A 23,302-nucleotide genomic window follows, 5' to 3' on the forward strand; every position below is an offset into this window, starting at 1 on the left:
AAGGCAAGCGCGAAAGGACGATTCCGTCCGGGAACCGCGTTGCATGCACCGGTTGTAAACGCCATGCCCCTCTTTATCGTCGCATGACGAATCACGATGGATTCGAGCTAGCATTGGCGCGGACCTTCCGGGCATCGATGCCGTGGGCATCGTGATGTCCTCGAAACTCTGTACAAGGATCTGATCATGGAGCCTTCGCGACGCGAGTTCGTGAAGTGGTTGTCGGCGGGAGGCATCTCGGTCAGTCTGTCGCATCTTGCTTCGGCGACGACAGCTCCCTTCGCAGCCCACGAGACGCTGCCCGGACGCGGCAAGTTCAATCCCGCGACCAAGGGCGCCGGCCGTGTCGACGCCGTCGCCAAGGTCACCGGCGCGAAGCTTTACGCCTCCGACTTCCGGGCCAACGATCTCGCTGGCTGGCCGCAGGCCACCTCGCACGCTATCCTGGTCCGCGCCAACGACGCCACGCACGTCTATACCGGCATGGATCTCGCGCGCCTTGGCGGCGCACTCAAGCCGTCGGTGGTGGTGACTGCCGCTGATCTCGACCGGATCGGGACGCAGGTGCCGGAATTCTATGCGGGCGACCTGTTCTGTCCGGTCGGCAAGACGCCGCTCTATCTCGGCCAGCCGGTCGCGCTTTTGATCTTCGAAAAGTTCGACGCCTTCGACCAGGCGCGTCTCGCGCTGCGGGAGGGCACGTTCGTCCAATTCGGCGAGGAGACCGGGCCCGTCGTCGTGCCCGATTATGGGGCCTTCCGCTTCACCCGCGTGGCAGGTCCTTCGCCTGACAAGCCGGATGTCTATTCCCCGCTCCAGGCGGGCTGGGTCTCGCCCAAGAAGGTGCAGAGCGCGGCGCTGCCGGTGTGGTCACCCCTCGCGAAGGAAATGCCGGCGGATTACGCCAAGGCGGCGAGACATGGCGAGCAGATCCGCGCCGAGCTCGCCGCAGACGACGCCTCGCTGCTGGTGCTCGACCGCGAGTTCGAGACGCAATCGGTCGACCCGATGTTCCTGGAGCCGGAATGCGGGCTCGCCTGGTACGACGGCAAGGGTGGCAATCTCGAACTGCTGCTTGGCGTCCAGTCGCCCTACGAGGCGGCGGAGTCGATCGCGCATCTGTTTGGCAAGGCCCGCGCGCCCTACAAGCCGGCGCACATCAACGCGCAGTTCGCCCATGTTGGCGGCGGTTTTGGTGGCCGCGATCACACGCCTTTCATTCTCTATGTTGCGCTCGCGGCGGTCTGCTTTGCCGGTAGGCCCGTGCGGCTGGCGCATGACCGCTACCAGCAGTTTCAGGGCGGCATCAAGCGCCACTCGATCAAGATGCGCTCGCGCATCGGCATCGATCGCGCGACCGGCAAGATCAAGGCGTTCGCCGCCGATCACGTGCTCGACGGCGGCGGGCTCGCCCATTTCTCGGCCAGCGTCGCCGTCGTCGCGGGCACCGGCGCGATCGGCATCTACGACATTCCGAAGGTCGACGTCAGGACCGTCGCGGTGCACTCGCGCGGCGTGAGCGCGGGCTCGATGCGTGGCTACGGCATCCTGCAAGCCATGACGGCGCTGGAGGTCCTGATCGACGAGGCGGCGTCCGAGCTCAAGCGCGATCCGATCGAATTCCGGCGGCGCAATGCGCTGCCCCAGAACGGTCGGACCATGACGGGCAATCCCTATATCGTCTCGGTGCGCACGCCCGAAATCCTCGACAAGCTCGAGAAGCATCCGATCTGGCAGCAGCGGGCACAATTCAAGCAGACGTCGTCGGATCGGTTGGTCGGCACCGGCGTCGCCTGCGTGACGAAAGACTATGGCTCCGGCGCGGACGCTTCGCTCGGACGCGTGGAGCTTGCCCCCGACGGCAAGATCGCAATCTATTGCGATCATGTCGAGATGGGCAACGGCATCGGTACGGCGCTGGCCAACCGGGTCGCAAGCCATCTCGGCGTCATCGCCGATGAGGTCTCGGTCGCCCGCGTCGATAGCTATGACGTACTCGGGCTGGTCACGTCCGGCGATCCCTCCACCATGGACCAGAAAACCCAGGATGCCGCGGAGAAAAATCCGCGCTGGGTGCCCGCGATTAGCTCTCCGACTAGCTCCTCGATCGGCGCGCATGTCGGCACGCATTCCTCCGCCGAAGCCGCCCGCGTCATTTTCCGCTTCGGCCTGTGGCCGGCAGCGCTTGAGCTGTGGCGCATCGCAAGGACTGATCCGCGCGCGCGCCAACGGGACGCCGCAAGCTGGCAGAATGGGCAGCTGACCATGCCCGGTCTCGAACCGCTGGCGCTGCCGGTACTGGCCGCAACAGCTCATGCGCGCGGCTTCGTTACCGGTGCGGTTGCGCACAGCTTCTCGCGCTGGGCGTGGTCGCGGGCACGCTTTCCGCTGTTCGGCGAGCAATACCGCGCCGACATCGACGCGCTTGCGATCCGCCGCGGCAACGGTAAGTTCGAGCGGATCAACCGAACCAGCGTGAAGTTTCCGCCGACCGACAACAACCGGATCGGCACCGCCTACACCTCGATGTGCGGCACGGTCGTCCGCGTCGAGATCGAGCGCGCGACGGGCGCCTTGCGTATCGCCAAGGCCTACAGCGTGCTCGAATGCGGCACCGCACTCGTACCCGAGGTGGTGATGGGCCAGGCCCAGGGCGGCTTCGCCATGGGCGTCGGCTACGCGCTTCTGGAACATTTGCCGCCGTTCGAGAGCGGACCGGGCGGCGGCGATTGGAATCTCGGCCGCTATCTGGTCGCTCGCGGCTCCGACCTGCCGCTCCGCGATCTCGAGATCGAGATGCTAAAGCCGCAGACGCCAGACGAAGCACCGAAGGGCATGGCGGAGGTCGTGATGATCCCGATTGTGCCGGCGCTCATCAACGCCATCTACGACGCCACCGGCCATCGCTTCCGCTCGCTGCCGGTCAGCTCAAGCCTTTTGAAGGGAGTGCTCGCGTGACGACCCTCAGCCTCACCATCAACGGCCAGAAGCACGGCCCGATGGACGTCCGCGACGATCTCTCGATGAACGATTTTCTGCGCGAGATGCTCGGCATGACCGGGACCAAGTTCGGCTGCGGCGCCGCACAATGCCTGAGCTGCGCCATCATCGTCGACGCGCCCGATGGCACCAGCTACACCAGCCCGACCTGCATCGCGCCGGCCGTGAACTTCGACGGCAAGTCGATCCGCACCGTCGAGGGTCACGCCAAGGACGGCCAGCTCTCGGCGCTGCAAAAGGCCTTCGTCGATCATTTCGCGTTTCAGTGCGGCTACTGCACGGCGGGCTTCCTCAACGAAGGACAGGTCCTGCTCGAACGTCTCGCACGCGCGCCGGTGCCGCGCGAGGCTCTGGAGCAGACGATCGCGGACGCCCTTGATGGCCATCTCTGCCGCTGCACCGGCTACATCAAATATCACGAGGCGGTGCGCGACGTGATCCTCGCCGATTCAAACCGCTACCTCATCGCCACCAAGTGACACGAGCCATGTTCTCTGACGCGCGCTTCAAGACGATGGCCGTGATCGCGGCGCTCGCCAGCAGCCTTTGCGCGGGCTACGCGGCCTCCGAAACAGCGAGCCATGTCCTGGCGTCGCCCGACAGCTTTGCCAACATCACCGATGTCGAAAAGCGCTCGGCGGCGATCTTCACCGAGCTCGGAAAGGTTCTGACGCACCCGCGCTGCACCAACTGCCATCCGGCCGGCGACAGCCCGCGGCAAGGCGACAATCCCCGCCTGCATCAGCCGCCAGTCACGCGCGGCGCTGACGGCCACGGGCTCGAGCCGATGCGCTGCCACACCTGCCACCAGAAGGCCAATTTCGAGCCCGGCCGCATGCCCGGACATCCCGAATGGCATCTCGCCCCGCGCGAGATGGCCTGGGAGGGCAAGACCGCCGGCGAGATCTGCGAGCAGATCAGGGACCCCAAGCGCAATGGCGGGCGCAAGGTGGAAGAGCTGATCGACCACATCGGCAAAGACACGCTGGTCGGCTGGGCCTGGCAACCCGGCTTCGGCCGCTCGCCCGTACCGGGCACGCAACAACAGGCCGGCGCGCTGGTCGAGGCCTGGGTGAAGGCGGGGGCGGCCTGTCCGGCACCGTGATGAGGCTGGCGCAAGTCCTCATAATCGTCGGCTTGAATGCTGAACGGACACGGCCCATGTCCGCGCGGGCCAATCGAGTTTGTGAGCCTACGCCCTTCGCATGAGCTTGAGCGACGCCGCGAGCCGCAGGCTGCGCTTGCCCGCCAGCGCGATGCCTTCGAGCTCGCCGCTGTCTTCCGTGCAGGTCCCCGAGAAGCCGATCCCGACCTCGAAGCCGCCGAACACGGGATTCTCGCCCTTCGCCGGCGTGTGCTCCTGGTTCAGCATCTCGCCCTTCCAGCGGCCGTCCGCGGAAGAATAGGAGCCGAGATAATAGAAGAACGCATCGCCGCCGAGGATGCGGCCGTCGATCAGCAGCATCACGCCGGAGAGGCCGGCCTCGACGCCGTCGAGCGCGCGCAGGCTCATCCCGTAGAGCCCGTTGGCGATGCCGCCCTGCCCGATCGTGCCGCGCGGCGGCAGCGCGCCATCGTCGAGCCGGGTGAGATTGGCCCAGAAATGCGCGCCCGGCATGGTGTCGGCGCCACCCTGCAGGCGGATCTGATCGCCGATCAGCCGCCCTCGCGCACCGATCCTGGCGACGTCCGCGCCCATCAGCGGCTTGTAGTTGGGATCGAGATTATGCCGCTCGGTGATCACCTCGGCGACGATCTCGCCGTCACGCTCGGCATAGGTGCCGAGATGCGCGAAGCCCGAATTGCCGCCCAGCATCTTGCCGTCATGCAGGCACATGATGCTGCGTCCGAACGCGTCGTTGACGCCGTATTCAACCTTGTAGAGTCCGTCCAGCAACGTCTTGAACCCGCAAAATCGGAAAGCAAATTGCCGGCTACCTAGCATCGCCGCCGCATTGAAGCCACCGGCTTTTCCGCGCAGCGCCGGCCACGAAACGCACGTCCGCCACGATGCCATTATGCCCCTGTTTTGCCCGACGGGTCAAATCGACTTCGAAAAATCCGCATGCGTGTGATTTCAACGGCTTGGCTACTGTGCATGGGGTTGTTTTTCGACTTTTGTCTCCGGCTCGCGAAAAAGATCAGGCTTGAACCGGCCTCCGCCGAGGCGCGACCAACCGGCATGGATACGAGACCGCAATCAGCCGAGGACGAGCTCAGCGCGATCATCGCCAGCGCCGCAAAGCAGCAGCTGCTCGATGCGGCATACGGGCTCTGGCGCCAGCGCTACCGCCTCGACACGATCGCGTGCCGTCCGACCGCCGAAGAGATCCGCATCAACCGCACCCTCACCCCGGAGCAGTTCGGCGCCAAGTACCGCTGGGAACGCGAGCATGCGCATGAGGGGCCGATGTTCGGCTATGTGAAGCGTGCCCATCCGCGCGCCGACGATCAGGCGATCCGGCAGGCGATCATCACCGCCGTCAAATTCGAAGACGAGTACAACAAGCACTTCGACTGGAACGGCGATTTCTGGGATTGCGTGGTGCGCGCGGTAGCACAAGCCGCGCGAATATATCCCGACTATCTCGAGACCACCTACCGCGACGCCCGCAACGATCTCGCCTACTACATGAAGTGAGCCGGCCGGGCTCTGCCCTGACCGGGAGATGTGGATCAGAAGCACAGCGTGGTGACGAGCTTGCCCTGCTTGTCCTTGATCGCATAGGGACAGCGAATGCGCTCCAGCGCCTTCTTGGCGTCCTCGTCGCCGAGCGCCGCGGCACGCTCGTAATAGGCCTTCGCGGCGTCCTTGTCCTTGGGGCCGCCCCGGCCTTCCTGTGCGAAGGCACCCATCCGCTCCAATGCACCGGGATGGTTTTGTGCCGCCGCCTTCTCGAACAGCGCACGCGCCGCGACCTCGTCCTTCGCGCCACCCGAGCCTTCGGAGAGCATCAGGCCGAGCTGGTACTGCGCTTCCGCGTTGGTCTCGGCAGCCCTGCCGAGCAGCGCGCGCGCCTGCGCGGGATCGGCCGGCGCGGCGCCACCTGCGCCGCCGAGCGCGGCGAGATTGCTGACGCCACGGGGGTTGCCGGCCTGCGCCGCCTTCTCGAACAACTTTCGCGCTTGCGCCTCGTCCTTGGCAACGCCCGCGCCGGTGGCATAGGCCACGCCGAGTTCGACCATGGCCGCGCTAGATCCCTTGTCGGCGGCCTTGCGCCAGGCCGCGATCGCCTCTCCGGTCTGCCGGTTGGCCGCATAGGCGCGGCCGAGCGCGAACATCGCGCGCCGCGAGGATGGCGCGGCCTGCTTGCAGAACCTGATCGCCGTTGCAATGTCGGAGGCCGCGATCTCCGCCACGCCCCTCACGTCGGCCGGCTTGTCGGGATCGCTGGGATCGGCGGCGACCCGGTCGCACAGAACGAGATCGGCCGATTGCGCCTGCGCCGTCAGGGGCACGGCGAGCGCGAACAGCATGGCAAGGAGGTAAGTCCGCATGAGCACCACGTTGCGTCCCCGTTCCGGCAAATTCAAGGCTCGAGTCCCGATTGGCGCAGCACGGGCTCGACATCAGGCGATGCCAGATAGCGCAGCAGCCGGTCGGCGGCTTCCGCATGTTTCGCATTCGCCATGCGGCCAGCGGAGAACACGGCCGGCGTCTGCAATTCGTGCGGGATCGGTCCCACCACCTCGATGCCTTCGACCTGCTTCAGCTCGCTGATCTGCTGCACGGCAAGATCGGCCTCGCCGCTGACGAGGCGCTGCGCCGTGAACCCCTGCTCGACGATGCTGGCCCTGGCGTTGATCTCGGCCGCGATCCCCATCCGCACGATCAGCTGCGCGAAGTAGACGCCGCTCGCGCCCAGCCGCGAATAGGCAACGGACCGCGCCGCGAGCAGCGACTTGCGCAGCGCCGCTTCGCTGCCGATGTCGGGCTGCTTCTGCCCGGCCCGCACCGCGATGCCGACATAGGAGCGCGCCAGATCGACCGCGCCATCGGCAAGCACGCGGCCCTCCGCGATCACCTCGTCCAGCCCCTCGCGCGTGAGGATCACGAGATCAGCGGCCTCGCCGTCGCGCAAGCGCTTCAGCAGGGCCAGGGTCGGTGCGAAGTCCGCGTCAACATGGATGCCTGTTTCAGCCTCGAAGGCGCCGGACAGGCTCCGCATCGCGCCCATCAGGCCGAGCGTCGAAAGCATGCGGACTTTTTCCATCTGCGCTTCCCGTCACGATCAGGCGCGGTGCATCAGCTTGAGCGCGGCGGTCAGGCGCAGGCTGCGCTTGCCGGCAAGCGCGGCCGCCTCCATCACCGCCTCTTCCGCGTCGTAGCGACCGGAGAAGCCGATGCCGACCTCGTGGCCGCCGAAGATCGGATCGTCCTTGGCCGGCGTGTGCTCCTGGTTGAGGATCTGGCCCTTCCAGCGGCCGTTCGCGGCGGTGTAGCTGCCGAGATAGTAGAACGAGGCATCGCCACCGAGGATGCGGCCCCGGTTGAGCAGCATCACGCCGGTGAGGCCGCCGTCGAGACCGTCGAGCATGCGCAGATGGATGGAATAGAGACCATCGGCGATGCCGGCTTCGCCGATGCCACCGGCAATCGGCACCTCGTCGTCCGTGATCGGTGTCATCACCGACTGGAAGGGAATGCCCGGCAGCTCCTTCAGTTCGCCCTTGAAGCGATAGAGGTCGCCATCCGCCCAGCCCTTGGCGAGCAAGGTGGCGTCGTCAGTGCCCGCCATGGCGCGGTAGTTCGGATCGGGATTATGGCGGACGGTGCTGATCACGATATCGACGCCGCTGTCGGTCTTCTCATAGGTGCCGATATGGGCGAAGGCCGAATTGCCGCCGAGCATCTTGCCATTGCCGGCATGCATCACGCTGCGGCCGACGGCGTCGCCGAGCTGAAATTTCACCTTGTAGAAGCCTTCAAACACCGGCCGTGTCCCCGGGCCTCGCGCGCATCGCAGGACATTCTATCGCGCTTTCAGCGGCAATGGACAAGTGTCGCGCGGCCGGGCCAGGCAGTTACCAGACGACCGTCATCCAAATGCAAAAATCCGCCGGAGCCTTGCAGCTCCGGCGGATTGAGCACCAACCCGGGCCAGCCCCCCAGCCCGGGCCGGGAGGATCTTAGGCCGCGGCCTTCTTGTCGGTCGGCACGGAGGCGATCGTCTTCAGGATCTGCGAAGCGATCTGGTATGGGTCGCCCTGCGAGTTCGGACGGCGGTCTTCCAGATAGCCCTTATAGCCGTTGTTGACGAAGGAGTGCGGAACGCGGATCGAGGCGCCGCGGTCGGCAACGCCGTAGCTGAACTTGTTCCACGGCGCGGTCTCGTGCTTGCCGGTCAGACGCTTGTCGTTGTCCGGGCCGTAGACGGCGATGTGGTCCATCAGGTTCTTGTCGAAGGCCGCCATCAGCGCCTCGAAATATTCCTTGCCACCCACGGTGCGCATGTACTCGGTCGAGAAGTTGGCATGCATGCCCGAGCCGTTCCAGTCGGTGTCGCCGAGCGGCTTGCAGTGGAACTCGATGTCGATGCCGTACTTCTCGGTCAGGCGCAGCATCAGGTAGCGGGCCATCCACATTTCGTCAGCGGCCTTCTTGGAGCCCTTGCCGAAGATCTGGAATTCCCACTGACCCTTGGCGACTTCCGCGTTGATGCCTTCATGGTTGATGCCGGCCGCGAGGCAGAGGTCGAGATGCTCTTCGACGATCTTGCGGGCGACGTCACCGACGTTCGAATAGCCGACGCCGGTGTAGTACGGGCCCTGCGGGGCCGGATAACCCGAAGCCGGGAAGCCGAGCGGGCGGCCGTCCTTGTAGAAGAAGTATTCCTGCTCGAAGCCGAACCAGGCGCCGGAATCGTCGAGGATGGTGGCGCGCTTGTTGGACGGATGCGGGGTCTTGCCGTCGGGCATCATGACTTCGCACATCACCAGCACGCCGTTGGTGCGCGCCCCGTCCGGGAAGACGGCGACCGGCTTCAGCACGCAATCGGAGCTGTGGCCTTCGGCCTGCTGAGTGGAAGAACCATCGAAGCCCCAGAGCGGAAGCTGCTCGAGCGTCGGGAACGACGCGAATTCCTTGATCTGAGTTTTGCCGCGCAAATTCGGAGTCGGCGTATATCCGTCGAGCCAGATGTACTCGAGCTTATACTTGGTCATTGAGCCTCTCTGTAGATGATGCGAAAGGTTTGGGGGCCCGGAGGCCCCTGAACGTTTTGTACCCGGCCATCATCGGCCGGCCCCTTACAAGCATTTTACGTGCCAAAAAGCCGCAGTGCGGGACGTTTTCCATCGCGATCGGGGACTCCCCGCCGCGAGCAGACCGCCTCCTGCGATATGCGTCATAGCCGCGCACCTCCGCGTGAAGCCGCAACGCAAAAATCCTGCGGAAACCGCCGGTTTTTGTAGCAGGCGGCGCGGCTCCGAACGTTGCCGATGAAACGCGCATCAACCGCCGGCAATTTTTGCAAAGTCTCTCGCCCCTACGCAGCAACCTTTGGAATGGCCCCCGCGTTGGCCTCCGGCAAGCTGCCTTAGGGGAAGCAGACCTCCATCTGCCCACAAATTGGGCGGCAACTGATTTCCTTTTCAGCACTTTCCAATCCAGTGGACGCAGCCGATATGGGGACTCCGGTAACCACAATCGAACGAGTCGGGCGCACCATGGAGGCCAATGCGCTTCGACCAAGGAGAATCGCAATGATGAACAATGGTCTGAGTCACGGATCGGCAACGATCTACCAATTCCCGGTCGGGGGCCGCGCAGCTCTCGCCGGACGCCGCTATGGCGAGACCCGCCTCCCTGCCGAGCACGCCTCGCATCCCGCGAATGTCTCGATCTGCAGCGACAGCTGGTACCACCAGGACGCGGTCGACGACGCCAAGCCGAAATGGGATCGCTGATGCCTGTGCTCGGTTTGAAACCGCCCCGCTCGAACAAGCGCCTGCGGAAGATCGAAAGGGTCGAAACAACGGTGTTTCGGCCCTTTTTGATTCTTGCCTGAACCATTCCGTTCAGATCACCGCGCAGGCCGTGACCGGCCGCTTCAGATGCTTGACCGTGGTGGTCCCGGCCTTCCCGATGGTCAGCGTGATACCGGCTCCCGAATAGCGCGCGCCAGAGACCGCCAGCCGCTTCGCGAGCATTGCGGGCTCGCCGTCGATCTGCAGAAAGGCGCGCTTGTCGCCATCATAAAAACCAACGATGAACTGTGTACCATCGGCACAGCGATAGGTCCGGAACGTCTGCGCATCGGCCTGCCGCACGTGGCAAGCTCCGCCCGCCAGCATGGCGACCGCCAAAAGAATGGCCTTGTGGCAGCCCATGATCGCCCCCTCTAGTAGCGCTTAAGAACGCCCGTCGTGCGTCCAATGGAACCATAGCCGCAAGCTGATCTCATGTCAGACTCCCCTGCCCGCCATCTCGCCCTGCAAGGCGCCAGCAATTTTCGCGATCTCGGCGGCTATCCGACCACCGATGGCCGCATCACGCGCTGGCGGCACATCTTCCGCTCCAATCATCTCGGCCAGCTCACCGCAGCCGATGTCGAGATCGTCCGCGCGCTGGGCGTCAGAAGCGCATTCGATTTCCGCGGCCTGGAGGAGCGCGCAGCCGGCATCTGCGTCGTGAATGAGATCACAGTGCATTCGCTGCCGATCGAGCCGACCGTCGTCGCCGCGCTGCGCGCCGAGCTCGCCCGGGGCACGCTCACCGCGCCGGTGGCGCTCGAGCTGATGCGCGAGTCCTATCGCAACTACGTCCGCCACCATACGCACAGCTTCCGCGCTCTGTTCGGCCATCTGCTGGAAGACCGTGCGCCGCTGGTGATTCACTGCACCGCCGGCAAGGACCGCACCGGCTTTGCCAGCGCGCTGATCCTGCATGCGCTCGGCGTGCCCGACGACATCATCGCCGAGGATTACCTCTTGACCAACCGTCACTACAAGCGCGATGCGACGGCCGCCACGGACCTGCCCGAGGACGTCCGCAACGCCATCGGCAGCGTCGAGACCTCGTATCTTGCTGCGGCCTTCGAGGCCGTCGGCAGCGAGTATGGCGATCTCGAAACCTATCTGCGCGACGGGCTCAAGCTCGGCGAAGCCGAGCGGGCCGCGCTGAAGGCGCGCTATCTGCAAGCCTGATTAGGACGTTGCTTGGTCGGTCAGCCACCTCCCCGGCGGGACAGCGTCGGTGATCGCCTGACGCAGGGCTTTGGAGACCTGAAGCGTGCTCCAGTCACTCTGGTGAAGCATGTCGGGCCGATCCGTTGGATCGAGCATCTGGTCGAATGGCACGCCATTCTGCACATGCCAATGCCGCATCAGGGCCCAACGTCTGAACACATTGACCTTCGCAGCTTCCGCGATCTCCCGGATCTTCGAGACCATCTGCTCCGAAAGCTCGGCCTTGTCGTCGCGGAGCATGGCGGTGACATATTGCGGATCAATCAACACAACATCCATTGGATGCTGCCCCAGCCGGCGCACGCCTTCGGAAATACTGTCCAGCACCTGCTGAAAGTTGAACTCGTTCTTGCGGAAGACAGCGTTGGTGCCGACCTGCCAAAGCACCATCGCGGGCCGGTCCGCGAAAATATCTGCGTCGAACCGATCGAGTTCTTTCGGCGCCTCCTCTCCGCCCTTGCCGCGATTCAGGACGTCGACGCGAAGCTTCGGCAACGGGCCGGCATAGTGCTGCCTCAAATACATCTCCAGGCGGGCGGGGTAAGGCACGACATCCGCACGTCCCGCCGTTGAGGATGATCCCATCGCCACGATGCGAGCCGGACCTTCTCCGCGCAGAGCGTCAAAGAAGCGTCGCAGCGGGTATTTGAGCGCGATGATGTCCTGCGGGATGTCTACGGCTGGCAGACTTTCGGACATACCAACGCCCTCACGCTATTCAAGGTTGCAGAACTCATTCAGCCTTGAAGCCGCCGCCATTGCAAGTCCAATTCGGCCCGCGCAATGTCGGAGCGCAAGGGGTAACGACGGAGAGCAACGTGCAGGGAAAAGTGGTTCTCGTGACGGGCGCGCGCGGCGCGCTCGGCAAGGTGGTCGCGGAGATCGCTCGATCGCGCGGCGCGCGCGTGGCCTGCATCGACCACGCGCCTTCGCAAGTGCCCCCAACGCCCGACCGCATCGAGATCGGCGGCGTCGACCTCTCCGACGCGGCGCAAGCGCGGACGGCGGTCGATGTGGCAGCCAAGCATCTCGGCCGGCTCGACGCGCTGATCAACATCGCCGGCGGCTTCGCCTTCGAGACCATCGGCGACGGCGACGTCAAGACGTGGCAGCGCATGCATGCGCTCAACGTGCTGACCGCGCTGAACACATCGCGCGCGGCGCTGCCCCATCTCGCAGCGTCCAGCGCTGGCCGCATCGTCAATATCGGCGCCATGGGCGCGCTCCAGGCAGGCTCCGGCATGGGGCCTTACGCGGCGTCGAAAGCGGGCGTGCATCGGCTCACCGAGGCGCTCGCCACCGAGTGGAAGGGAACGGTCACAGTGAACGCCGTGCTGCCGTCGATCATCGACACCGCGGCCAATCGCGCCGACATGCCGACGGCGGACTTCTCCAAATGGGTGACGCCGCAGGAACTCGCCGAGGTCATTCTGTTTCTCACCAGCGACGCCGCGAGCGGCGTCACCGGCGCGCTGATTCCGGTAGGTGGACGGGTGTGATTGCGTCTTGATCTGATGGTCCGAACATCGGCTTGATTCAATCGGAAACGAGAAGGCACTAGACTAGTGCCGCAACTGATTCTTCGATCGGAACTCCCTTGGAAACCGCCCTTTACCTGCCCGTCAAACGCTTCCTCGAGGGACTCGGCTTCACTGTGAAGGGCGAGATCGGCGGTTGCGATCTCGTCGGCCTCAGCGCCGGCGATCCGCCGGTGGTGGTGATCGGCGAGCTCAAGCTCGCCTTCAACCTCGAACTGATCCTCCAGGCGGTCGACCGCGCGCCGGCCGGTGACGAGGTCTGGATCGCGGCGAAGATGTCGGCCCGAGGCAAGGGGCGCGAGAGCGATGCGCGCTATCGCAATCTCTGCCGCCGCCTTGGTTTCGGCATGCTCGGCGTTACCGATCGCGGCCAGGTCGAGGTGCTGGTGAAGCCGCCGACGGCAGCGCCGCGCCGCGAGCCGAAGGTGCGCTCGCGCCTCGTCGCCGAGCATCAGCGCCGCCAGGGCGATCCTGTGCTCGGCGGCAGCACCCGTGCGCCGATCATGACGGCCTATCGGCAGCAGGCGCTGGCCTGCGCCTCGGCGCTCGCCGACGGGCCGCGGCGCGTGCGCGAATTGCGCGAACGCTGTCCTGACGCGGGCAAGATCTTGCTTAACAATGTGTATGGCTGGTTCGAACGGGCCGACCGGGGAATCTACGGGCTCACCGAGGCCGGACACGCCGCCCTGAAACGCTGGCCACAGCAGCGGATTGAGGTCGATTCCGCTGTTGCGGCGCTGTCATGACACCCGACCGGTGCATAGCTGAGATGCCACACCAATTTCATATTGCAATGCAACATTAGCGGCACTAGGTATCCCGGCATCGAAACGAGGCCGTTATGAGCGCAGACTGGAATACCAAATATGGCACGCGGCGCGTCCGCCACGATCCGCCCACCCTGGACGAGGCGATCTTCGCCGCCATCGGCATCACCGACGATCAGGGGCAGCAGGCCGAGATCGCCGCAGCGTTGATGGGGATGCCGCTCGATGTCGTGCAGGCCGAGGTGAAGAAGCAGGCGCGCACCAACAGCCGCATCACTGCGACGCGCGTGATCGCCGGCGAACAGGGCGCACAGCGCTCCGTCGTGGTCGAACGGCGCGTCGTCCGCCGTTTCGGCACCGGCACGCGTACCGGCACCTAAGGCGTTCGTTTCACGATCTACGAAATACGAAAGCGGACCGGCCATGCCGGTCCGCTTTTTGATTCAGCCCGCGATTTGAGGTCAGGCCGCGCGATTGTCGTACATGCTGGAGATGATCTTCCAGCAGGTCGAGTTGAGGCTGAGAAGCGCGCGCCCGGCCGTGAAGGGCGAAGCCGCGAGATCGGCAAGCTCTGCTTCGGGCGTCTTGGCAAGATCGATCGTGCCGGTCGATTCGCCCTGGCGGAAAGCCAGATGCGCCCCGAACTTCCTGGCAAGCGCCCGCATCGCGTGATTCTCGGCACCGGTTGTGATGCGCAGACGCCTGTAGCCTTTCCAGCGCGCCTCCGCGATCAGGCGGCGGAACAACGCGGTGCCGACACCCTGGCGCCGCGCCGAGGCTTCCACGCTGAAGGCGACTTCAGGCAGGGCCTCATCTTCCGGCGGATGCAGCTCGGCCGCACCGCGGACCACGCCGTCGACGATATAGGCAACGATCACGGTGCCGTCCTCGGCGCAGCGGGCGGCGTAACGCTCGATGAAGCTGTCGTCGAGATAACCGTTGAAACGGTCGTGCCGGCTTGCGGCATCGAGCCTCAGCAGGTGATCACGCAGGAGCGGCAATTCTTCCTGCTGGATCAGGGTCCGCACATAGCCCGGAGCCGTGCGGACGGTCTCTTGAAGTACCACGTCAAAACTCCTCTTGGTGTCCCTCGAGGAGGCGTTCGAATCCCTAGGCTCCCTATATTGTGCATCGCAGCATCTTTTGCAAGACAGGAACCTGCCCAAGTTAAAGGCACGGGAGACGACTAATTCGTTAATGAATTCAAAGCCCCGTAGTCTTACAGGACCAGCTGGGTCTGGGTCACCACGGCCACCAGCTTGCCGTCCTCGGTCTCCAGCCGGGTGGTCCAGACCTGGGTCCGCCGGCCGAGATGGACCGGGGTCGCCGTGGCAATCACCGTGGTTCCCTCCTTGGCCCCACCGATGAAATTGGTCTTGCTCTCCAAGGTGGTCGTGCCCTTGGCGTCCTCAGGCAGGTTGATCACAGTCGCGGCCGCGCCAACGGAATCGGCCAGCGCCATCACCGCCCCGCCATGGATGGTGTGGTGCAGCGTGCAGAGATCGGGGCGGACCGCCATCCGCGCCACCACGCGGTCCTTCCCGGCCTCGACGAACTCGACGCCCTTGAGCTCGGCGAACGGCATTTTCATCGCTTTGAGTTTCTCGAGTGGCGTCATCAGATCTTCTCCCAATTCGTTGTTGTCTCAGCGTGAATTGCTTCGCGCGGCAAGGCAATGACGTCCGAGGTAATCGCCGTGCTGACATCGGCGGGCACAGTGCATGGGCTTCTCTCGGTTCCGTGATCCTGAGGCGCGAGCTGCGCGGCGCGCAGCGCCGTGCAGAAAGCCTCGAAGGATGAACGGCCGCGATGCAGCCGGGCCGTCGCCCTTCGAGGCTCGCTCAGCGGCGCATCGGCGCCACCGAGCTCACGCCTCAGGGTGGCGGTGATGGATTTTCACGTCACCGCGTTCACGACCTGATATTCCGGCCGCCGCCACACCTCGCCTGCGATGACCTCCTCGATGATCTCGGCGGCCCGGATGATCTCGCTCTCGCCAATGTAAAGCGGCGTGATCCCGAACCGCATGATGTCAGGCGCGCGAAAATCGCCGATGACGCCGCGGGCGATCAGCGCCTGCATGGCGGCGTAACCGCCGTCGAACGCGAAGGAGACCTGTGAGCCGCGGTGATCATGCGCGCGCGGCGTCATCAGCTTCAGGGACGGACAGCGGCGCTCGACTTCGGCGATCAGCAAGTCGCCGAGCGCCAGCGAGCGTGCGCGGACGTCAGCGATATCGACGCGGTCCCAAATATCGAGCGAGGCCTCCAGCGCCGCCATCGCCAGCACCGGTGGCGTGCCGACGCGCATACGCTCGACACCGCCGGCGGCCGCATAGGCAAGCTCGAACGCAAACGGCTTGGCGTGCCCCATCCACCCCGACAGCGCCGCGCGCGCGTTGTCGGCGTGGCGCGGCGCAACGTAGAGGAAGGCCGGCGCGCCGGGCCCGGCGTTCAGATATTTGTAAGTGCACCCCGCCGCGAAATCGGCGCCTGTGCCGGCGAGATCGACCGACAGTGCGCCGGCGGAATGCGCGAGATCCCAGACCGTGACGATGCCGAGCGCATGCGCCTTCGCGGTCAGATCCGCCATGTCGTGGCGGCGGCCGGTGCGGTAGTCGACCTCGGTGATGTAGAGCACCGCGATCTCCTCCGACAACGACGCCTCGATTTCCTCCGGCGCGACCAGACGCAATTGATGGCCCCGTCCGAGCGTCGCGATCAGGCCTTCGGCCATGTAGAGGTCGGTCGGGAAATTGCCCGTGTCCGACAGGACGGTCTTGCGAGACGGATTCATGTCCAGCGCGGCGGCGAGCGCCTGGTAAACCTTGAGCGACAGCGTGTCGCCGACCATCACCGAGCCGGCTGCCGCACCGATCAGCCGTGCGATGCGATCGCCGAGCAGGCGCGGCTGGACGTACCAGCCCGCGGTGTTCCAGGCGCGGATCAGCTCAATGCCCCACTCCTTCGTGATGACGCGGTTGACCCGTTCGGCAACGCCCGATGGCAGCGCACCGAGCGAGTTGCCGTCGAGATAGACGACGCCGTCAGGCAGATCGAACAGAGCTTTGGTATCGTCATAGACGCGATATCTGGTCATGGGCATTTCTACAGAATGGTGCGGACGCGCCAGAGCTCGGGGAACAGCTCCACCTCCAGCATGCGTTTGAGATAGCTGACACCACCGGTGCCGCCGGTGCCGCGCTTGAAGCCGATGACGCGCTCGACCGTGGTCACATGGTTGAAGCGCCAGCGGCGGAAATAATCCTCGAAGTCGACCAGTTTCTCGGCGAGCTCGTAGAGCATCCAATGCGTCTCCGGCGCCTCGTAGACGACGCGCCAGGCCTGCAGCACGCCTTCGTTGAAGCTGTGGGTCTCGCGCACATCGCGCGCCAATACAGCCGCCGGCATCTTGAGCCCGTTGCGGTCGGCGAGCCTGAGCACCTCGTCATAGAGGCTTGGGGTCGCAAGCTCGGCTTCCAGCAGCTTCGTCGTCTCCGGATCGTGCGCGTGCGGCTTCAGCATGGCGTGGTTGCGGTTGCCGAGCAGGAATTCGATCAGCCGGTACTGGCGCGACTGGAAGCCCGAGGACTGGCCGAGCTGCGAGCGGAAGCGCGTGTACTCGCTCGGCGTCATCGTGCGCAAGACATCCCAGGCATTGTTGAGCTGCTCGAAGATGCGCGACATCCGCGCCAGCATCTTCATGGCGGGCGGCACGTCGTCTCTGGCGATGGCCCGGCGCGCGGCACTGAGCTCGTGGATGGCGAGGCGCATCCACAGCTCCGTGGTCTGATGCTGGATGATGAACAGCATCTCGTCATGCGCTTCAGACAGCGGATGTTGCGCGCCGAGGATCGCGTCCAGCGCGAGGTAGTCGCCGTAGGACATGCGCCGGGCGAATTCGGTCTCGGCGCCTTCGCTGGTGGGATCATAATCGCTGGACGTCATGGGCAGGCCCTTTCGATCGATCTTTCCCGGCCTTGCTCAGTCGAGGCCGATCAGGCGCGCGGTGATCGGCGAGGCCGGATCCTTCAGTCCGTCGATCACGGTAAAATGGTTCAGCCCGGGATCGACGACGAGACGGGTCGACACGTCGAAACCGGTCCAGATATTGGCCATCAGATCGGACTGGCGGATGAATTCGGGCCGCTCGCCGCCACCGACCCAGGCGGTCACGGGCGAATGCCCGCGCGGCAGATGCAGCGCCGCGCTTTCGAGCGCCGCCTCCTCCATCGTCATGCGCAGCGTGTCATTCATTTTGGTCTTCAGCAGTGGCCGCAGGTCGTGCAGGCCGCTGATCGAGAGCGTGCCGGCGATACGGTTGAAGACGGCGGGCTCCAGCCGGCTGTCGTCGCACAGCATGCGCGTGACGAGGTGGCCGCCGGCGGAATGGCCGGCAAGCCGGATCGGTCCTGCGACGAGCGAAGCCGCTTTCGCGATCGCGGCGGAGATCTCGGCGGTGATGTCGGAGATGCGTGCGGCCGGTGTCAGCGTGTAGCTCGGCAACGCTACCGTCCAGCCGTGAAGGCGCGCGCCTTCGGCGAGATCGGTCCAGGCCGACTTGTCGAAGCGCATCCAATAGCCGCCGTGCACGAAGACGACGAGGCCCTTGCTGTCGGCGTCGGGCAGGACCAGGTCGAGCATCTGGCGCTCACCGGCGCCATAGGCGATATCAGCGCGAAAATTCTTCAGCCCGGCCCGGTAGGCCGCCGCCCGCTCCGCCCATTGCGCCGGCATCTTGTCCGATCCCGGGATATGGGCCGAATTGGCGTAAGCATCATCCCAATCGCGCATTGTCACTCCTCGGACTCGGGCTCTGCGATCAGGCGTCAGTCTGCCACCGGTCAGGGCCGCATCCTAGTCTTTATTTTAAGCTTAAAGGATTCCAGCCGAGATATCGTAGGGGGGCAAAGCGGAGCGTGCCCACGATTTTGGTCATGACCGAGATGACTCGTGGGCACGGCGCAAGTGCGCCTTTGCCCACCCTACGAGAGCTGCGACTGAGGCGACGCTAAGCCTTCTCCAGCCCGCACCATTCCGCGATGAACAGCGCCATTGCCTTGGTCGTCTTCTTCAGCGACTCCAGATCGACGAATTCGTTGAAGCCGTGCATTTCGCCGCCGCCGGCGCCGAAGCACAGGCTGGGGATGCCGTGGTTGAGGCCGTAGAAGCGGGTGTCGGTGAGCGCGGTGAAGACGAGATCCTCCGGCACGCCGCCATAGACCTTGCCGAACGCCTTGGCGAATGCAGCTTCCGGCGCGGCGGCGTCGGTCAGCTCATAGCCTTCCGACAGGAAGCCCGACCATTCGATCTCAGGCGGATTGTTGGCGAGGAAGCGGTGGTTGCGCGCCGCGGCCGCGACGCAGGCCATGATCTCCTTCTGGTGATCGGCGATCGACCAGCCCGGCAGAACCGCGATCCGGCAGTCGACGTCGCACCAGGCCGGCACGCTGGAGGCCCAGTCGCCGCCCTTGATGATGCCGGGATTGAAGTTGATGGGATGGTTGAGCGTCTTGAAGTGCCTGTCGGCCTTGGCGCGCTCGTTCCACTCGATCTCGAGCTTTTGCAACGCCTGGATCAAATGATAGGCGGCCATGATCGCATTGGCGCCGGAGCCGGCGAACGCCACGTGAGTTGGATGCCCCTTCACGCGCAGGCGAAACCAGATCACGCCCACCTGCGAGCGCACCATCTTGCCGCCGGTCGGCTCCGGAATGAAGCAGGCATCGGCGCGGTAGCCGCGCTGCAAGGTCGAAAGTGCGCCGACGCCGGTGCTCTCCTCCTCGATGACAGATTGGAAGTGAATTCGCGCCGTCGGCTTGAAGCCCGCGGCCTTGATCGCATCCAGCGCATAGAGCGCGCCGATGGTGCCCGACTTCATGTCGCAGGCGCCGCGGCCGAACATCTTGCCGTCCTTGATGACGGGCGAGAACGGCGGCGTGTCCCACAATTCCAGCGGGCCAGCGGGCACCACGTCACAATGGCCCTGCAGGATCAGCGATTTGCCGCCGTTCGTTTGCGGACGGTAGGTCCCCACCACCGAACGCGCCTTGGAGAAATCATGCTCGATCGGGCCGAAGCCGCGCAGATCCTTGAGATCGTCGACGTCGATGTGCCAATCGTCGACCTCGTAGCCGCGCTCGCGCAGGAGGTCGCCGATCATGTCCTGGCACGGCCCCTCCGCCCCGCGGGTCGAAGGGATCGCGACGAAATCGCGTGTGGTGGCAAGCTGGGCTTCGAAGCCGGCATCGACGGCGTCGAGAATCCTCTGCTGCGTTTCGGCATTCATCAGGCAACTCCAGGCATTCCAATGGTCCCAGGGAGTGCGCAAGCTAGCCGATTTCAGCCGCTCGGGTACTCCACAAAATATGCATCCCGCAATGCATCTTCGAGCAGCCGGCCTTCGGAATAGCCGTCCAGCGTCGCAGGCCGGCTGACGCCGTCGAGCAGGCGCGGACACGGCTCCGGCGCGCCAAGCACCGTGCGCACCGGAATGCGCTCGGCATAGATCGGCAACGCGTAGTCCTCGTCGTCGTCAGCAACACCCTTGGCGCGTATCTTGGCCGAGGCTTCCTCGATCTCCATCGCGATGAAGGACGTCGCCTTGATCTCCTGGGTGGTGCTGGCCCGAAGGCTCGCGGTGCGATCCGGGAAAAAGCGATCGACCATGGCGATCACCGCCCGCTCCTTCTCATCGGGATCGGTGACGAGATAGGCGGTGCCGAATGCCATCACCGCGCGGTAGTCGGCGGAATGGTTGAAGCCGCAGCGCGCCAGCACTAGGCTGTCGAGATGGGCGACCGTGAGACATACGCGCTCGCCTTTGGTCTGATTGCGCAGCATCCGGCTGGCGCTCGAGCCGTGCCAGTACAGCTTGGTGCCCTCGCGCCAGAAGAAGGTCGGGGTGCAATAGGGCTGGCCGTCGATCACGTAGGAGACGTGGCAGAGCATCGAGGAATCCAGGATGCGATGAACCGTGTCGTGATCGTAGAAGCCGCGGTCGTGCCGGCGCTTCACCTGGTTGCGCGCCGATGTCGGATAGGAATTCGAGGTCTCGGTCTGGCTCACGGCCGCTCCTGATCGGATTGGAAAGATCGGGAATGGTTGTAGCGGCGCATTTGGTCTGCGATAGTTCCAATTCCATGCGAAAAATTCCGACCAATTCCCTGCCCCCTCCGGCCAAGACCGAGCTGCCGCTCGACCTCGCCGGCCCCCACGTCACGGCGGGCGCCTCCGCCGCGCACCGGCTCTATCAGGCCTTGTGCGAGATGATCGTTTCCGGCCTCGTCAAGCCTGGCGAGCCGCTGCCGCCCTCGCGCACGCTGGCCAGGCAGACGGGCTTTCGGCGTAACGCTATCGTCATCGCCTATGAGCGCCTGATCGCCGACGGCTTTGCCGAGGCCAAAGTCGGCTCCGGCACCTTCGTCGCCGCGCGCATCCCGGCGCGCGCGGCCGCGCCGAGCAAGCCGAAGGCGGTTGTCGAAGCGCCCAGGCAAGGCGCATTCTCGCTCGGCTGCACCCATATCGACGCACGCGCCGTGCAGCGCTTCCGTGCCTTCGTCGGGCGGCGCATGCGCGCCTTCGGGGCCGAACATCTGCACTATGGCGATCCGCGCGGCAGCCGCGAGCTGCGCGCCGCCATCGCCGATCATCTGTTGTCGGCGCGCGGGCTGCGCTGCGATCCCGATCAGATCATGTTGACGTCAGGCACTCTGCACGCGCTGCGCATCGTGCTGAGCGCGATCCTCAAGCCGGGCGACCAGGTCTGGTGCGAAGATCCCGGCTATCCCGCCGCGCGAAAGACCATCGCGCATTGCGGCTATCGCGCCGTGCCCGTTCCCGTCGACGCGCACGGCATGCGCATCGCCAAGGGCCGTGCCACGGCGCCGTCCGCGCGCGCGGCCTACATCACGCCGTCGCACCAGTTTCCGCTCGGCGTGCAGATGTCGATGCCGCGGCGGCTCGAGCTTTTGGACTGGGCCAGGCAGGCCGGCGCCTTCGTGCTGGAAGACGATTACGACAGCGAGTTTCGCTATGACGGCGCACCGCTGATGTCGCTCGCCGGCATCGACCGCCTCCAGCGCGTGATCTACCTCGGCACCTTCGCCAAGACGCTGTTTCCGGGCCTGCGCATCGGCTATTGCGCCCTGCCCGAGCGCCTCATCGCCGATGTGACGGCTGCGCGCGCGGCGCTCGACCGCTTCCCCGGCACGCTGATGGAAGGCGCGGTCGCCGACATGCTCAACTCGGGCGCATTCGCCGCAAACCTCAAGCGCGTGCGAAAACTCTATCGCGAGGCACGCGACGTCCTGGCCGAAACGCTGGAAGCCGCTTCCGATGGCGTGCTCTCGGTGCCGGTGCCGTCACAAGGCCTGCATCTGGTCGCCAGGTTCGATCCATCGGTCGACCCGTCGGCGGCCGCGCGGGCCAAGCAGGCGTGCGGCGCGGAAGGCTGGCTCTTGGCCGACACCTATTCGCGCGCGCGCCCTCTGCCCGGCTTCGTGCTGGGGTTTTCCGGCCACGCGGTTCCGCAGCTCAAAGCCTCCGCCGAACGGCTGGCGCGCGAGTCGCGCGCAGCCCTGCGCGCGGGAACCAGAGCCGCTCGGCGCGCGTGACGAGCGTTCACTATGAGAATCGCCGGCCAGCCCCTACATTGCAGCATCGTCTCCGAGACCTTTCGCCATGCTGCTACGCCGGACGACCTGCCTCTCGTTCCTGATCTCCATCGTGCTTGCCGCGACGGCACATGCTGGCTCGGTTGGACGCGAGCAGGACATCGTCGACCTCAAGCTGGGTCAGCGCGTGCAGGTGGATGACGGAACCTGTCCCGCCGGACAGGTCAAGGAAGTGCGTGGAGCGAGGATGACGGACAAGGGTGTCGCGCGCACCAGCACCTGTGTGCCGCGATACGGTCCGAAGACGAAATAGCTACTGCTTCGCCGGATCGAACATGCATTGCAAGGTCGGCTTGGCGATCTTGGTGAAGGTCGGGCCGATCTCGCTTTGCTTGGAAGCCGGCACCCAGTCGGTCTCGATGGTGGGCACGCCGGTTTCGCTGATGCCGCGCAACAGCGCTTCGCGCAGATCGCGGTCCTCGACGGCCGCCGCGGCGTGATCGTGCAGGCAGCCGCAGACTTCCTCAGGATGTTCCCACCGCCCAAGCATCCGCGGCGCGCATTGACGCACGAACTCAGTGCGGGGATCCGGTAATCTGGAGGGGGCGCGCACCTGCGCCTGAGCGGCGCTGATCGTCAGAATGGATACGAACGCAGCGGCGCAAAATCGAACGAGCATGACGGCCTTTACCGGCTGATTTCTTATTGTCGATCAGAAGCGCGCAGCAACCAAGATCGGCTGCGACGTCGCGGTGGTCACCGGCGAGCCGCTGTACTGGAAGGTTCCGATACCCGGGAGATTGCCATCCGGCGCGCCCGCGAACGAGGAGCCGGCAACCACGAAAGCGAAAGCAAGGATGAAGCTGAGCGCGCGCATGGTGTGGTCTCCGAATTCCGTGGCCGGCGATGCGCCGTTCGTCGTTGTGGAGTTGATAACCATGGGCGGTTTCGCGCGTGATGCGCCAAAAGCGCAAAATGGTTTCATCTTGCGTGAGAATTGTTTCGTCGGGTCCGAGGCGACGACACAATTCTCGAAAACCGCCAATCATTTCAGTCAGGTCGCGCCGGAGCTCAAAGCGGCCTGACAGGTTCCGCATGCCGTGTGCGAGCGCCCCTCGCGTCGCCGTCGTCACGGTTCCGCCTTGCCCGCTTCACACGCATTTTACGTTTTTCTGCTGAAGAGAGGGACGAAC

28 protein-coding genes are annotated in these 23,302 nt (G+C 65.1%); 12 read left to right on the forward strand and 16 right to left on the reverse strand.

Features of this window, described 5'->3' with window-relative positions:
- Positions 1-186: 186 nt before the first annotated feature.
- From E4K64_RS21480 to E4K64_RS21490, 3 genes are read left to right on the forward strand one after another with little or no spacing between them, the layout of a single operon-like run.
- A complete protein-coding gene (locus tag E4K64_RS21480) occupies positions 187-2,958 on the forward strand; it encodes a xanthine dehydrogenase family protein molybdopterin-binding subunit (RefSeq protein WP_135165314.1) in 2,772 nt (923 codons plus the stop codon).
- Positions 2,955-3,479: a (2Fe-2S)-binding protein gene (locus E4K64_RS21485; protein ID WP_135165315.1), complete on the forward strand. Its 525-nt coding sequence runs from the start codon at positions 2,955-2,957 to the stop codon at positions 3,477-3,479. Before E4K64_RS21480 ends, E4K64_RS21485 begins: the two co-directional genes overlap by 4 nt.
- Positions 3,480-3,487: 8 nt before the next feature.
- A complete protein-coding gene (locus tag E4K64_RS21490) occupies positions 3,488-4,105 on the forward strand; it encodes an Isoquinoline 1-oxidoreductase subunit (RefSeq protein ID WP_135165316.1) in 618 nt (205 codons plus the stop codon).
- Positions 4,106-4,192: 87 nt separating this feature from the next.
- On the opposite strand, the gene E4K64_RS21495 is transcribed toward E4K64_RS21490, so the two are convergent.
- Positions 4,193-4,897 (reverse strand): hypothetical protein, encoded by a 705-nt coding sequence (locus E4K64_RS21495; protein ID WP_135165317.1) that lies wholly within the window; start codon positions 4,895-4,897, stop codon positions 4,193-4,195.
- Between the two features lie 285 nt (positions 4,898-5,182).
- On the opposite strand from E4K64_RS21495, the gene E4K64_RS21500 reads away from it, so the two are divergent.
- Positions 5,183-5,641: a hypothetical protein gene (locus E4K64_RS21500; RefSeq protein WP_167772168.1), complete on the forward strand. Its 459-nt coding sequence runs from the start codon at positions 5,183-5,185 to the stop codon at positions 5,639-5,641.
- Positions 5,642-5,676: 35 nt separating this feature from the next.
- On the opposite strand, the gene E4K64_RS21505 is transcribed toward E4K64_RS21500, so the two are convergent.
- From E4K64_RS21505 to E4K64_RS21520, 4 genes are all read right to left on the reverse strand, one after another.
- Entirely contained in the window at positions 5,677-6,498 is an 822-nt protein-coding gene (locus tag E4K64_RS21505; RefSeq protein WP_167772186.1) for a tetratricopeptide repeat protein, read from the reverse strand.
- Positions 6,499-6,530: 32 nt separating this feature from the next.
- Entirely contained in the window at positions 6,531-7,214 is a 684-nt protein-coding gene (locus tag E4K64_RS21510; protein WP_135165319.1) for a substrate-binding domain-containing protein, read from the reverse strand.
- A gap of 18 nt (positions 7,215-7,232) precedes the next feature.
- On the reverse strand, positions 7,233-7,934 hold the full coding sequence (locus E4K64_RS21515; protein WP_126258388.1) for a GrlR family regulatory protein: 702 nt from the start codon (positions 7,932-7,934) through the stop codon (positions 7,233-7,235).
- Positions 7,935-8,130: 196 nt separating this feature from the next.
- Positions 8,131-9,165, reverse strand: coding sequence for a glutamine synthetase beta-grasp domain-containing protein (locus tag E4K64_RS21520; RefSeq protein WP_135165320.1), 1,035 nt, complete (start codon positions 9,163-9,165; stop codon positions 8,131-8,133).
- Positions 9,166-9,705: 540 nt separating this feature from the next.
- Here E4K64_RS21520 and E4K64_RS21530 point away from each other — a divergent pair.
- On the forward strand, positions 9,706-9,909 hold the full coding sequence (locus E4K64_RS21530; RefSeq protein WP_135165321.1) for a DUF2735 domain-containing protein: 204 nt from the start codon (positions 9,706-9,708) through the stop codon (positions 9,907-9,909).
- Positions 9,910-10,020: 111 nt separating this feature from the next.
- Here E4K64_RS21530 and E4K64_RS21535 read toward each other — a convergent pair whose 3' ends face one another.
- A complete protein-coding gene (locus E4K64_RS21535; protein WP_135165322.1) occupies positions 10,021-10,332 on the reverse strand; it encodes an MliC family protein in 312 nt (103 codons plus the stop codon).
- A gap of 72 nt (positions 10,333-10,404) precedes the next feature.
- On the opposite strand from E4K64_RS21535, the gene E4K64_RS21540 reads away from it, so the two are divergent.
- Positions 10,405-11,148, forward strand: a complete 744-nt coding sequence (locus E4K64_RS21540) for a tyrosine-protein phosphatase (RefSeq protein ID WP_135165323.1) — start codon at positions 10,405-10,407, stop codon at positions 11,146-11,148.
- Here E4K64_RS21540 and E4K64_RS21545 read toward each other — a convergent pair whose 3' ends face one another.
- Positions 11,149-11,889 (reverse strand): SGNH/GDSL hydrolase family protein, encoded by a 741-nt coding sequence (locus E4K64_RS21545; protein ID WP_135165324.1) that lies wholly within the window; start codon positions 11,887-11,889, stop codon positions 11,149-11,151.
- Between the two features lie 119 nt (positions 11,890-12,008).
- Between E4K64_RS21545 and E4K64_RS21550 the strand changes: the two genes are divergently transcribed.
- The 3 genes from E4K64_RS21550 to E4K64_RS21560 all read left to right on the forward strand — a co-directional run bounded on the left by E4K64_RS21550 (position 12,009) and on the right by E4K64_RS21560 (position 13,875).
- Complete coding sequence (locus E4K64_RS21550) at positions 12,009-12,689, forward strand: SDR family oxidoreductase (protein WP_135165325.1); 681 nt, start codon at positions 12,009-12,011, stop codon at positions 12,687-12,689.
- Positions 12,690-12,787: 98 nt separating this feature from the next.
- The gene (locus tag E4K64_RS21555; RefSeq protein ID WP_135165326.1) at positions 12,788-13,474 is read left to right on the forward strand and encodes a DUF2161 domain-containing phosphodiesterase; all 687 of its coding nucleotides are present in this window, start codon (positions 12,788-12,790) and stop codon (positions 13,472-13,474) included.
- Between the two features lie 95 nt (positions 13,475-13,569).
- Positions 13,570-13,875 carry a hypothetical protein gene (locus E4K64_RS21560; RefSeq protein ID WP_135165327.1) on the forward strand — a complete coding sequence of 102 codons (306 nt, stop codon included), beginning with the start codon at positions 13,570-13,572 and terminating at the stop codon, positions 13,873-13,875.
- 81 nt (positions 13,876-13,956) lie between these two features.
- Here the strand turns inward: E4K64_RS21560 and E4K64_RS21565 are convergent, their stop codons facing one another.
- The 7 genes from E4K64_RS21565 to E4K64_RS21595 all read right to left on the reverse strand — a co-directional run bounded on the left by E4K64_RS21565 (position 13,957) and on the right by E4K64_RS21595 (position 20,562).
- Positions 13,957-14,562, reverse strand: coding sequence for a GNAT family N-acetyltransferase (locus E4K64_RS21565; protein WP_126258397.1), 606 nt, complete (start codon positions 14,560-14,562; stop codon positions 13,957-13,959).
- Positions 14,563-14,714: 152 nt separating this feature from the next.
- Complete coding sequence (locus tag E4K64_RS21570; RefSeq protein WP_135165328.1) at positions 14,715-15,113, reverse strand: PaaI family thioesterase; 399 nt, start codon at positions 15,111-15,113, stop codon at positions 14,715-14,717.
- A 278-nt stretch (positions 15,114-15,391) separates the two neighbouring features.
- Positions 15,392-16,594 (reverse strand): kynureninase, encoded by a 1,203-nt coding sequence (gene kynU / locus E4K64_RS21575; RefSeq protein WP_135165329.1) that lies wholly within the window; start codon positions 16,592-16,594, stop codon positions 15,392-15,394.
- Between the two features lie 8 nt (positions 16,595-16,602).
- On the reverse strand, positions 16,603-17,442 hold the full coding sequence (gene kynA / locus E4K64_RS21580; protein WP_135165330.1) for a tryptophan 2,3-dioxygenase: 840 nt from the start codon (positions 17,440-17,442) through the stop codon (positions 16,603-16,605).
- A gap of 36 nt (positions 17,443-17,478) precedes the next feature.
- Positions 17,479-18,288, reverse strand: a complete 810-nt coding sequence (locus E4K64_RS21585) for an alpha/beta hydrolase (protein ID WP_135165331.1) — start codon at positions 18,286-18,288, stop codon at positions 17,479-17,481.
- 217 nt (positions 18,289-18,505) lie between these two features.
- Positions 18,506-19,783: an ArgE/DapE family deacylase gene (locus E4K64_RS21590; protein ID WP_135165332.1), complete on the reverse strand. Its 1,278-nt coding sequence runs from the start codon at positions 19,781-19,783 to the stop codon at positions 18,506-18,508.
- 53 nt (positions 19,784-19,836) lie between these two features.
- Complete coding sequence (locus tag E4K64_RS21595) at positions 19,837-20,562, reverse strand: pyridoxamine 5'-phosphate oxidase family protein (RefSeq protein ID WP_135165333.1); 726 nt, start codon at positions 20,560-20,562, stop codon at positions 19,837-19,839.
- 74 nt (positions 20,563-20,636) lie between these two features.
- On the opposite strand from E4K64_RS21595, the gene pdxR reads away from it, so the two are divergent.
- Both pdxR and E4K64_RS21605 read left to right on the forward strand, forming a co-directional pair.
- Entirely contained in the window at positions 20,637-22,109 is a 1,473-nt protein-coding gene (gene pdxR, locus E4K64_RS21600; protein WP_135165334.1) for a MocR-like pyridoxine biosynthesis transcription factor PdxR, read from the forward strand.
- A gap of 67 nt (positions 22,110-22,176) precedes the next feature.
- Positions 22,177-22,422, forward strand: a complete 246-nt coding sequence (locus tag E4K64_RS21605; RefSeq protein ID WP_135165335.1) for a DUF6719 family protein — start codon at positions 22,177-22,179, stop codon at positions 22,420-22,422.
- On the opposite strand, the gene E4K64_RS21610 is transcribed toward E4K64_RS21605, so the two are convergent.
- Both E4K64_RS21610 and E4K64_RS40475 read right to left on the reverse strand, forming a co-directional pair.
- Complete coding sequence (locus E4K64_RS21610) at positions 22,423-22,788, reverse strand: hypothetical protein (RefSeq protein WP_135165336.1); 366 nt, start codon at positions 22,786-22,788, stop codon at positions 22,423-22,425.
- A 33-nt stretch (positions 22,789-22,821) separates the two neighbouring features.
- On the reverse strand, positions 22,822-22,986 hold the full coding sequence (locus tag E4K64_RS40475) for a hypothetical protein (RefSeq protein ID WP_167772169.1): 165 nt from the start codon (positions 22,984-22,986) through the stop codon (positions 22,822-22,824).
- Between E4K64_RS40475 and E4K64_RS21615 the strand changes: the two genes are divergently transcribed.
- The gene (locus tag E4K64_RS21615) at positions 22,967-23,194 is read left to right on the forward strand and encodes a hypothetical protein (protein WP_135165337.1); all 228 of its coding nucleotides are present in this window, start codon (positions 22,967-22,969) and stop codon (positions 23,192-23,194) included. The two genes, E4K64_RS40475 and E4K64_RS21615, sit on opposite strands and share 20 nt — an antisense overlap.
- Positions 23,195-23,302: the final 108 nt, after the last annotated feature.

The organism is Bradyrhizobium frederickii, assembly GCF_004570865.1.
Taxonomy (GTDB): domain Bacteria; phylum Pseudomonadota; class Alphaproteobacteria; order Rhizobiales; family Xanthobacteraceae; genus Bradyrhizobium; species Bradyrhizobium frederickii.

Coding starts and splice junctions, on each gene's coding strand:
- E4K64_RS21480 (WP_135165314.1), top strand. CDS start 187: ATGGAGCCTTCGCGACGCGAGTTCGTGAAGTGGTTGTCGGCGGGAGGC.
- E4K64_RS21490 (WP_135165316.1), top strand. CDS start 3,488: ATGTTCTCTGACGCGCGCTTCAAGACGATGGCCGTGATCGCGGCGCTC.
- E4K64_RS21500 (WP_167772168.1), top strand. CDS start 5,183: ATGGATACGAGACCGCAATCAGCCGAGGACGAGCTCAGCGCGATCATC.
- E4K64_RS21505 (WP_167772186.1), bottom strand. CDS start 6,498: ATGCGGACTTACCTCCTTGCCATGCTGTTCGCGCTCGCCGTGCCCCTG.
- E4K64_RS21510 (WP_135165319.1), bottom strand. CDS start 7,214: ATGGAAAAAGTCCGCATGCTTTCGACGCTCGGCCTGATGGGCGCGATG.
- E4K64_RS21520 (WP_135165320.1), bottom strand. CDS start 9,165: ATGACCAAGTATAAGCTCGAGTACATCTGGCTCGACGGATATACGCCG.
- E4K64_RS21530 (WP_135165321.1), top strand. CDS start 9,706: ATGATGAACAATGGTCTGAGTCACGGATCGGCAACGATCTACCAATTC.
- E4K64_RS21535 (WP_135165322.1), bottom strand. CDS start 10,332: ATGGGCTGCCACAAGGCCATTCTTTTGGCGGTCGCCATGCTGGCGGGC.
- E4K64_RS21540 (WP_135165323.1), top strand. CDS start 10,405: ATGTCAGACTCCCCTGCCCGCCATCTCGCCCTGCAAGGCGCCAGCAAT.
- E4K64_RS21545 (WP_135165324.1), bottom strand. CDS start 11,889: ATGTCCGAAAGTCTGCCAGCCGTAGACATCCCGCAGGACATCATCGCG.
- E4K64_RS21560 (WP_135165327.1), top strand. CDS start 13,570: ATGAGCGCAGACTGGAATACCAAATATGGCACGCGGCGCGTCCGCCAC.
- E4K64_RS21570 (WP_135165328.1), bottom strand. CDS start 15,113: ATGACGCCACTCGAGAAACTCAAAGCGATGAAAATGCCGTTCGCCGAG.
- kynU (WP_135165329.1), bottom strand. CDS start 16,594: ATGACCAGATATCGCGTCTATGACGATACCAAAGCTCTGTTCGATCTG.
- kynA (WP_135165330.1), bottom strand. CDS start 17,442: ATGACGTCCAGCGATTATGATCCCACCAGCGAAGGCGCCGAGACCGAA.
- E4K64_RS21585 (WP_135165331.1), bottom strand. CDS start 18,288: ATGCGCGATTGGGATGATGCTTACGCCAATTCGGCCCATATCCCGGGA.
- E4K64_RS21590 (WP_135165332.1), bottom strand. CDS start 19,783: ATGAATGCCGAAACGCAGCAGAGGATTCTCGACGCCGTCGATGCCGGC.
- pdxR (WP_135165334.1), top strand. CDS start 20,637: ATGCGAAAAATTCCGACCAATTCCCTGCCCCCTCCGGCCAAGACCGAG.
- E4K64_RS21605 (WP_135165335.1), top strand. CDS start 22,177: ATGCTGCTACGCCGGACGACCTGCCTCTCGTTCCTGATCTCCATCGTG.
- E4K64_RS21610 (WP_135165336.1), bottom strand. CDS start 22,788: ATGCTCGTTCGATTTTGCGCCGCTGCGTTCGTATCCATTCTGACGATC.
- E4K64_RS21615 (WP_135165337.1), top strand. CDS start 22,967: ATGAAGCTGAGCGCGCGCATGGTGTGGTCTCCGAATTCCGTGGCCGGC.
- E4K64_RS40475 (WP_167772169.1), bottom strand. CDS start 22,986: ATGCGCGCGCTCAGCTTCATCCTTGCTTTCGCTTTCGTGGTTGCCGGC.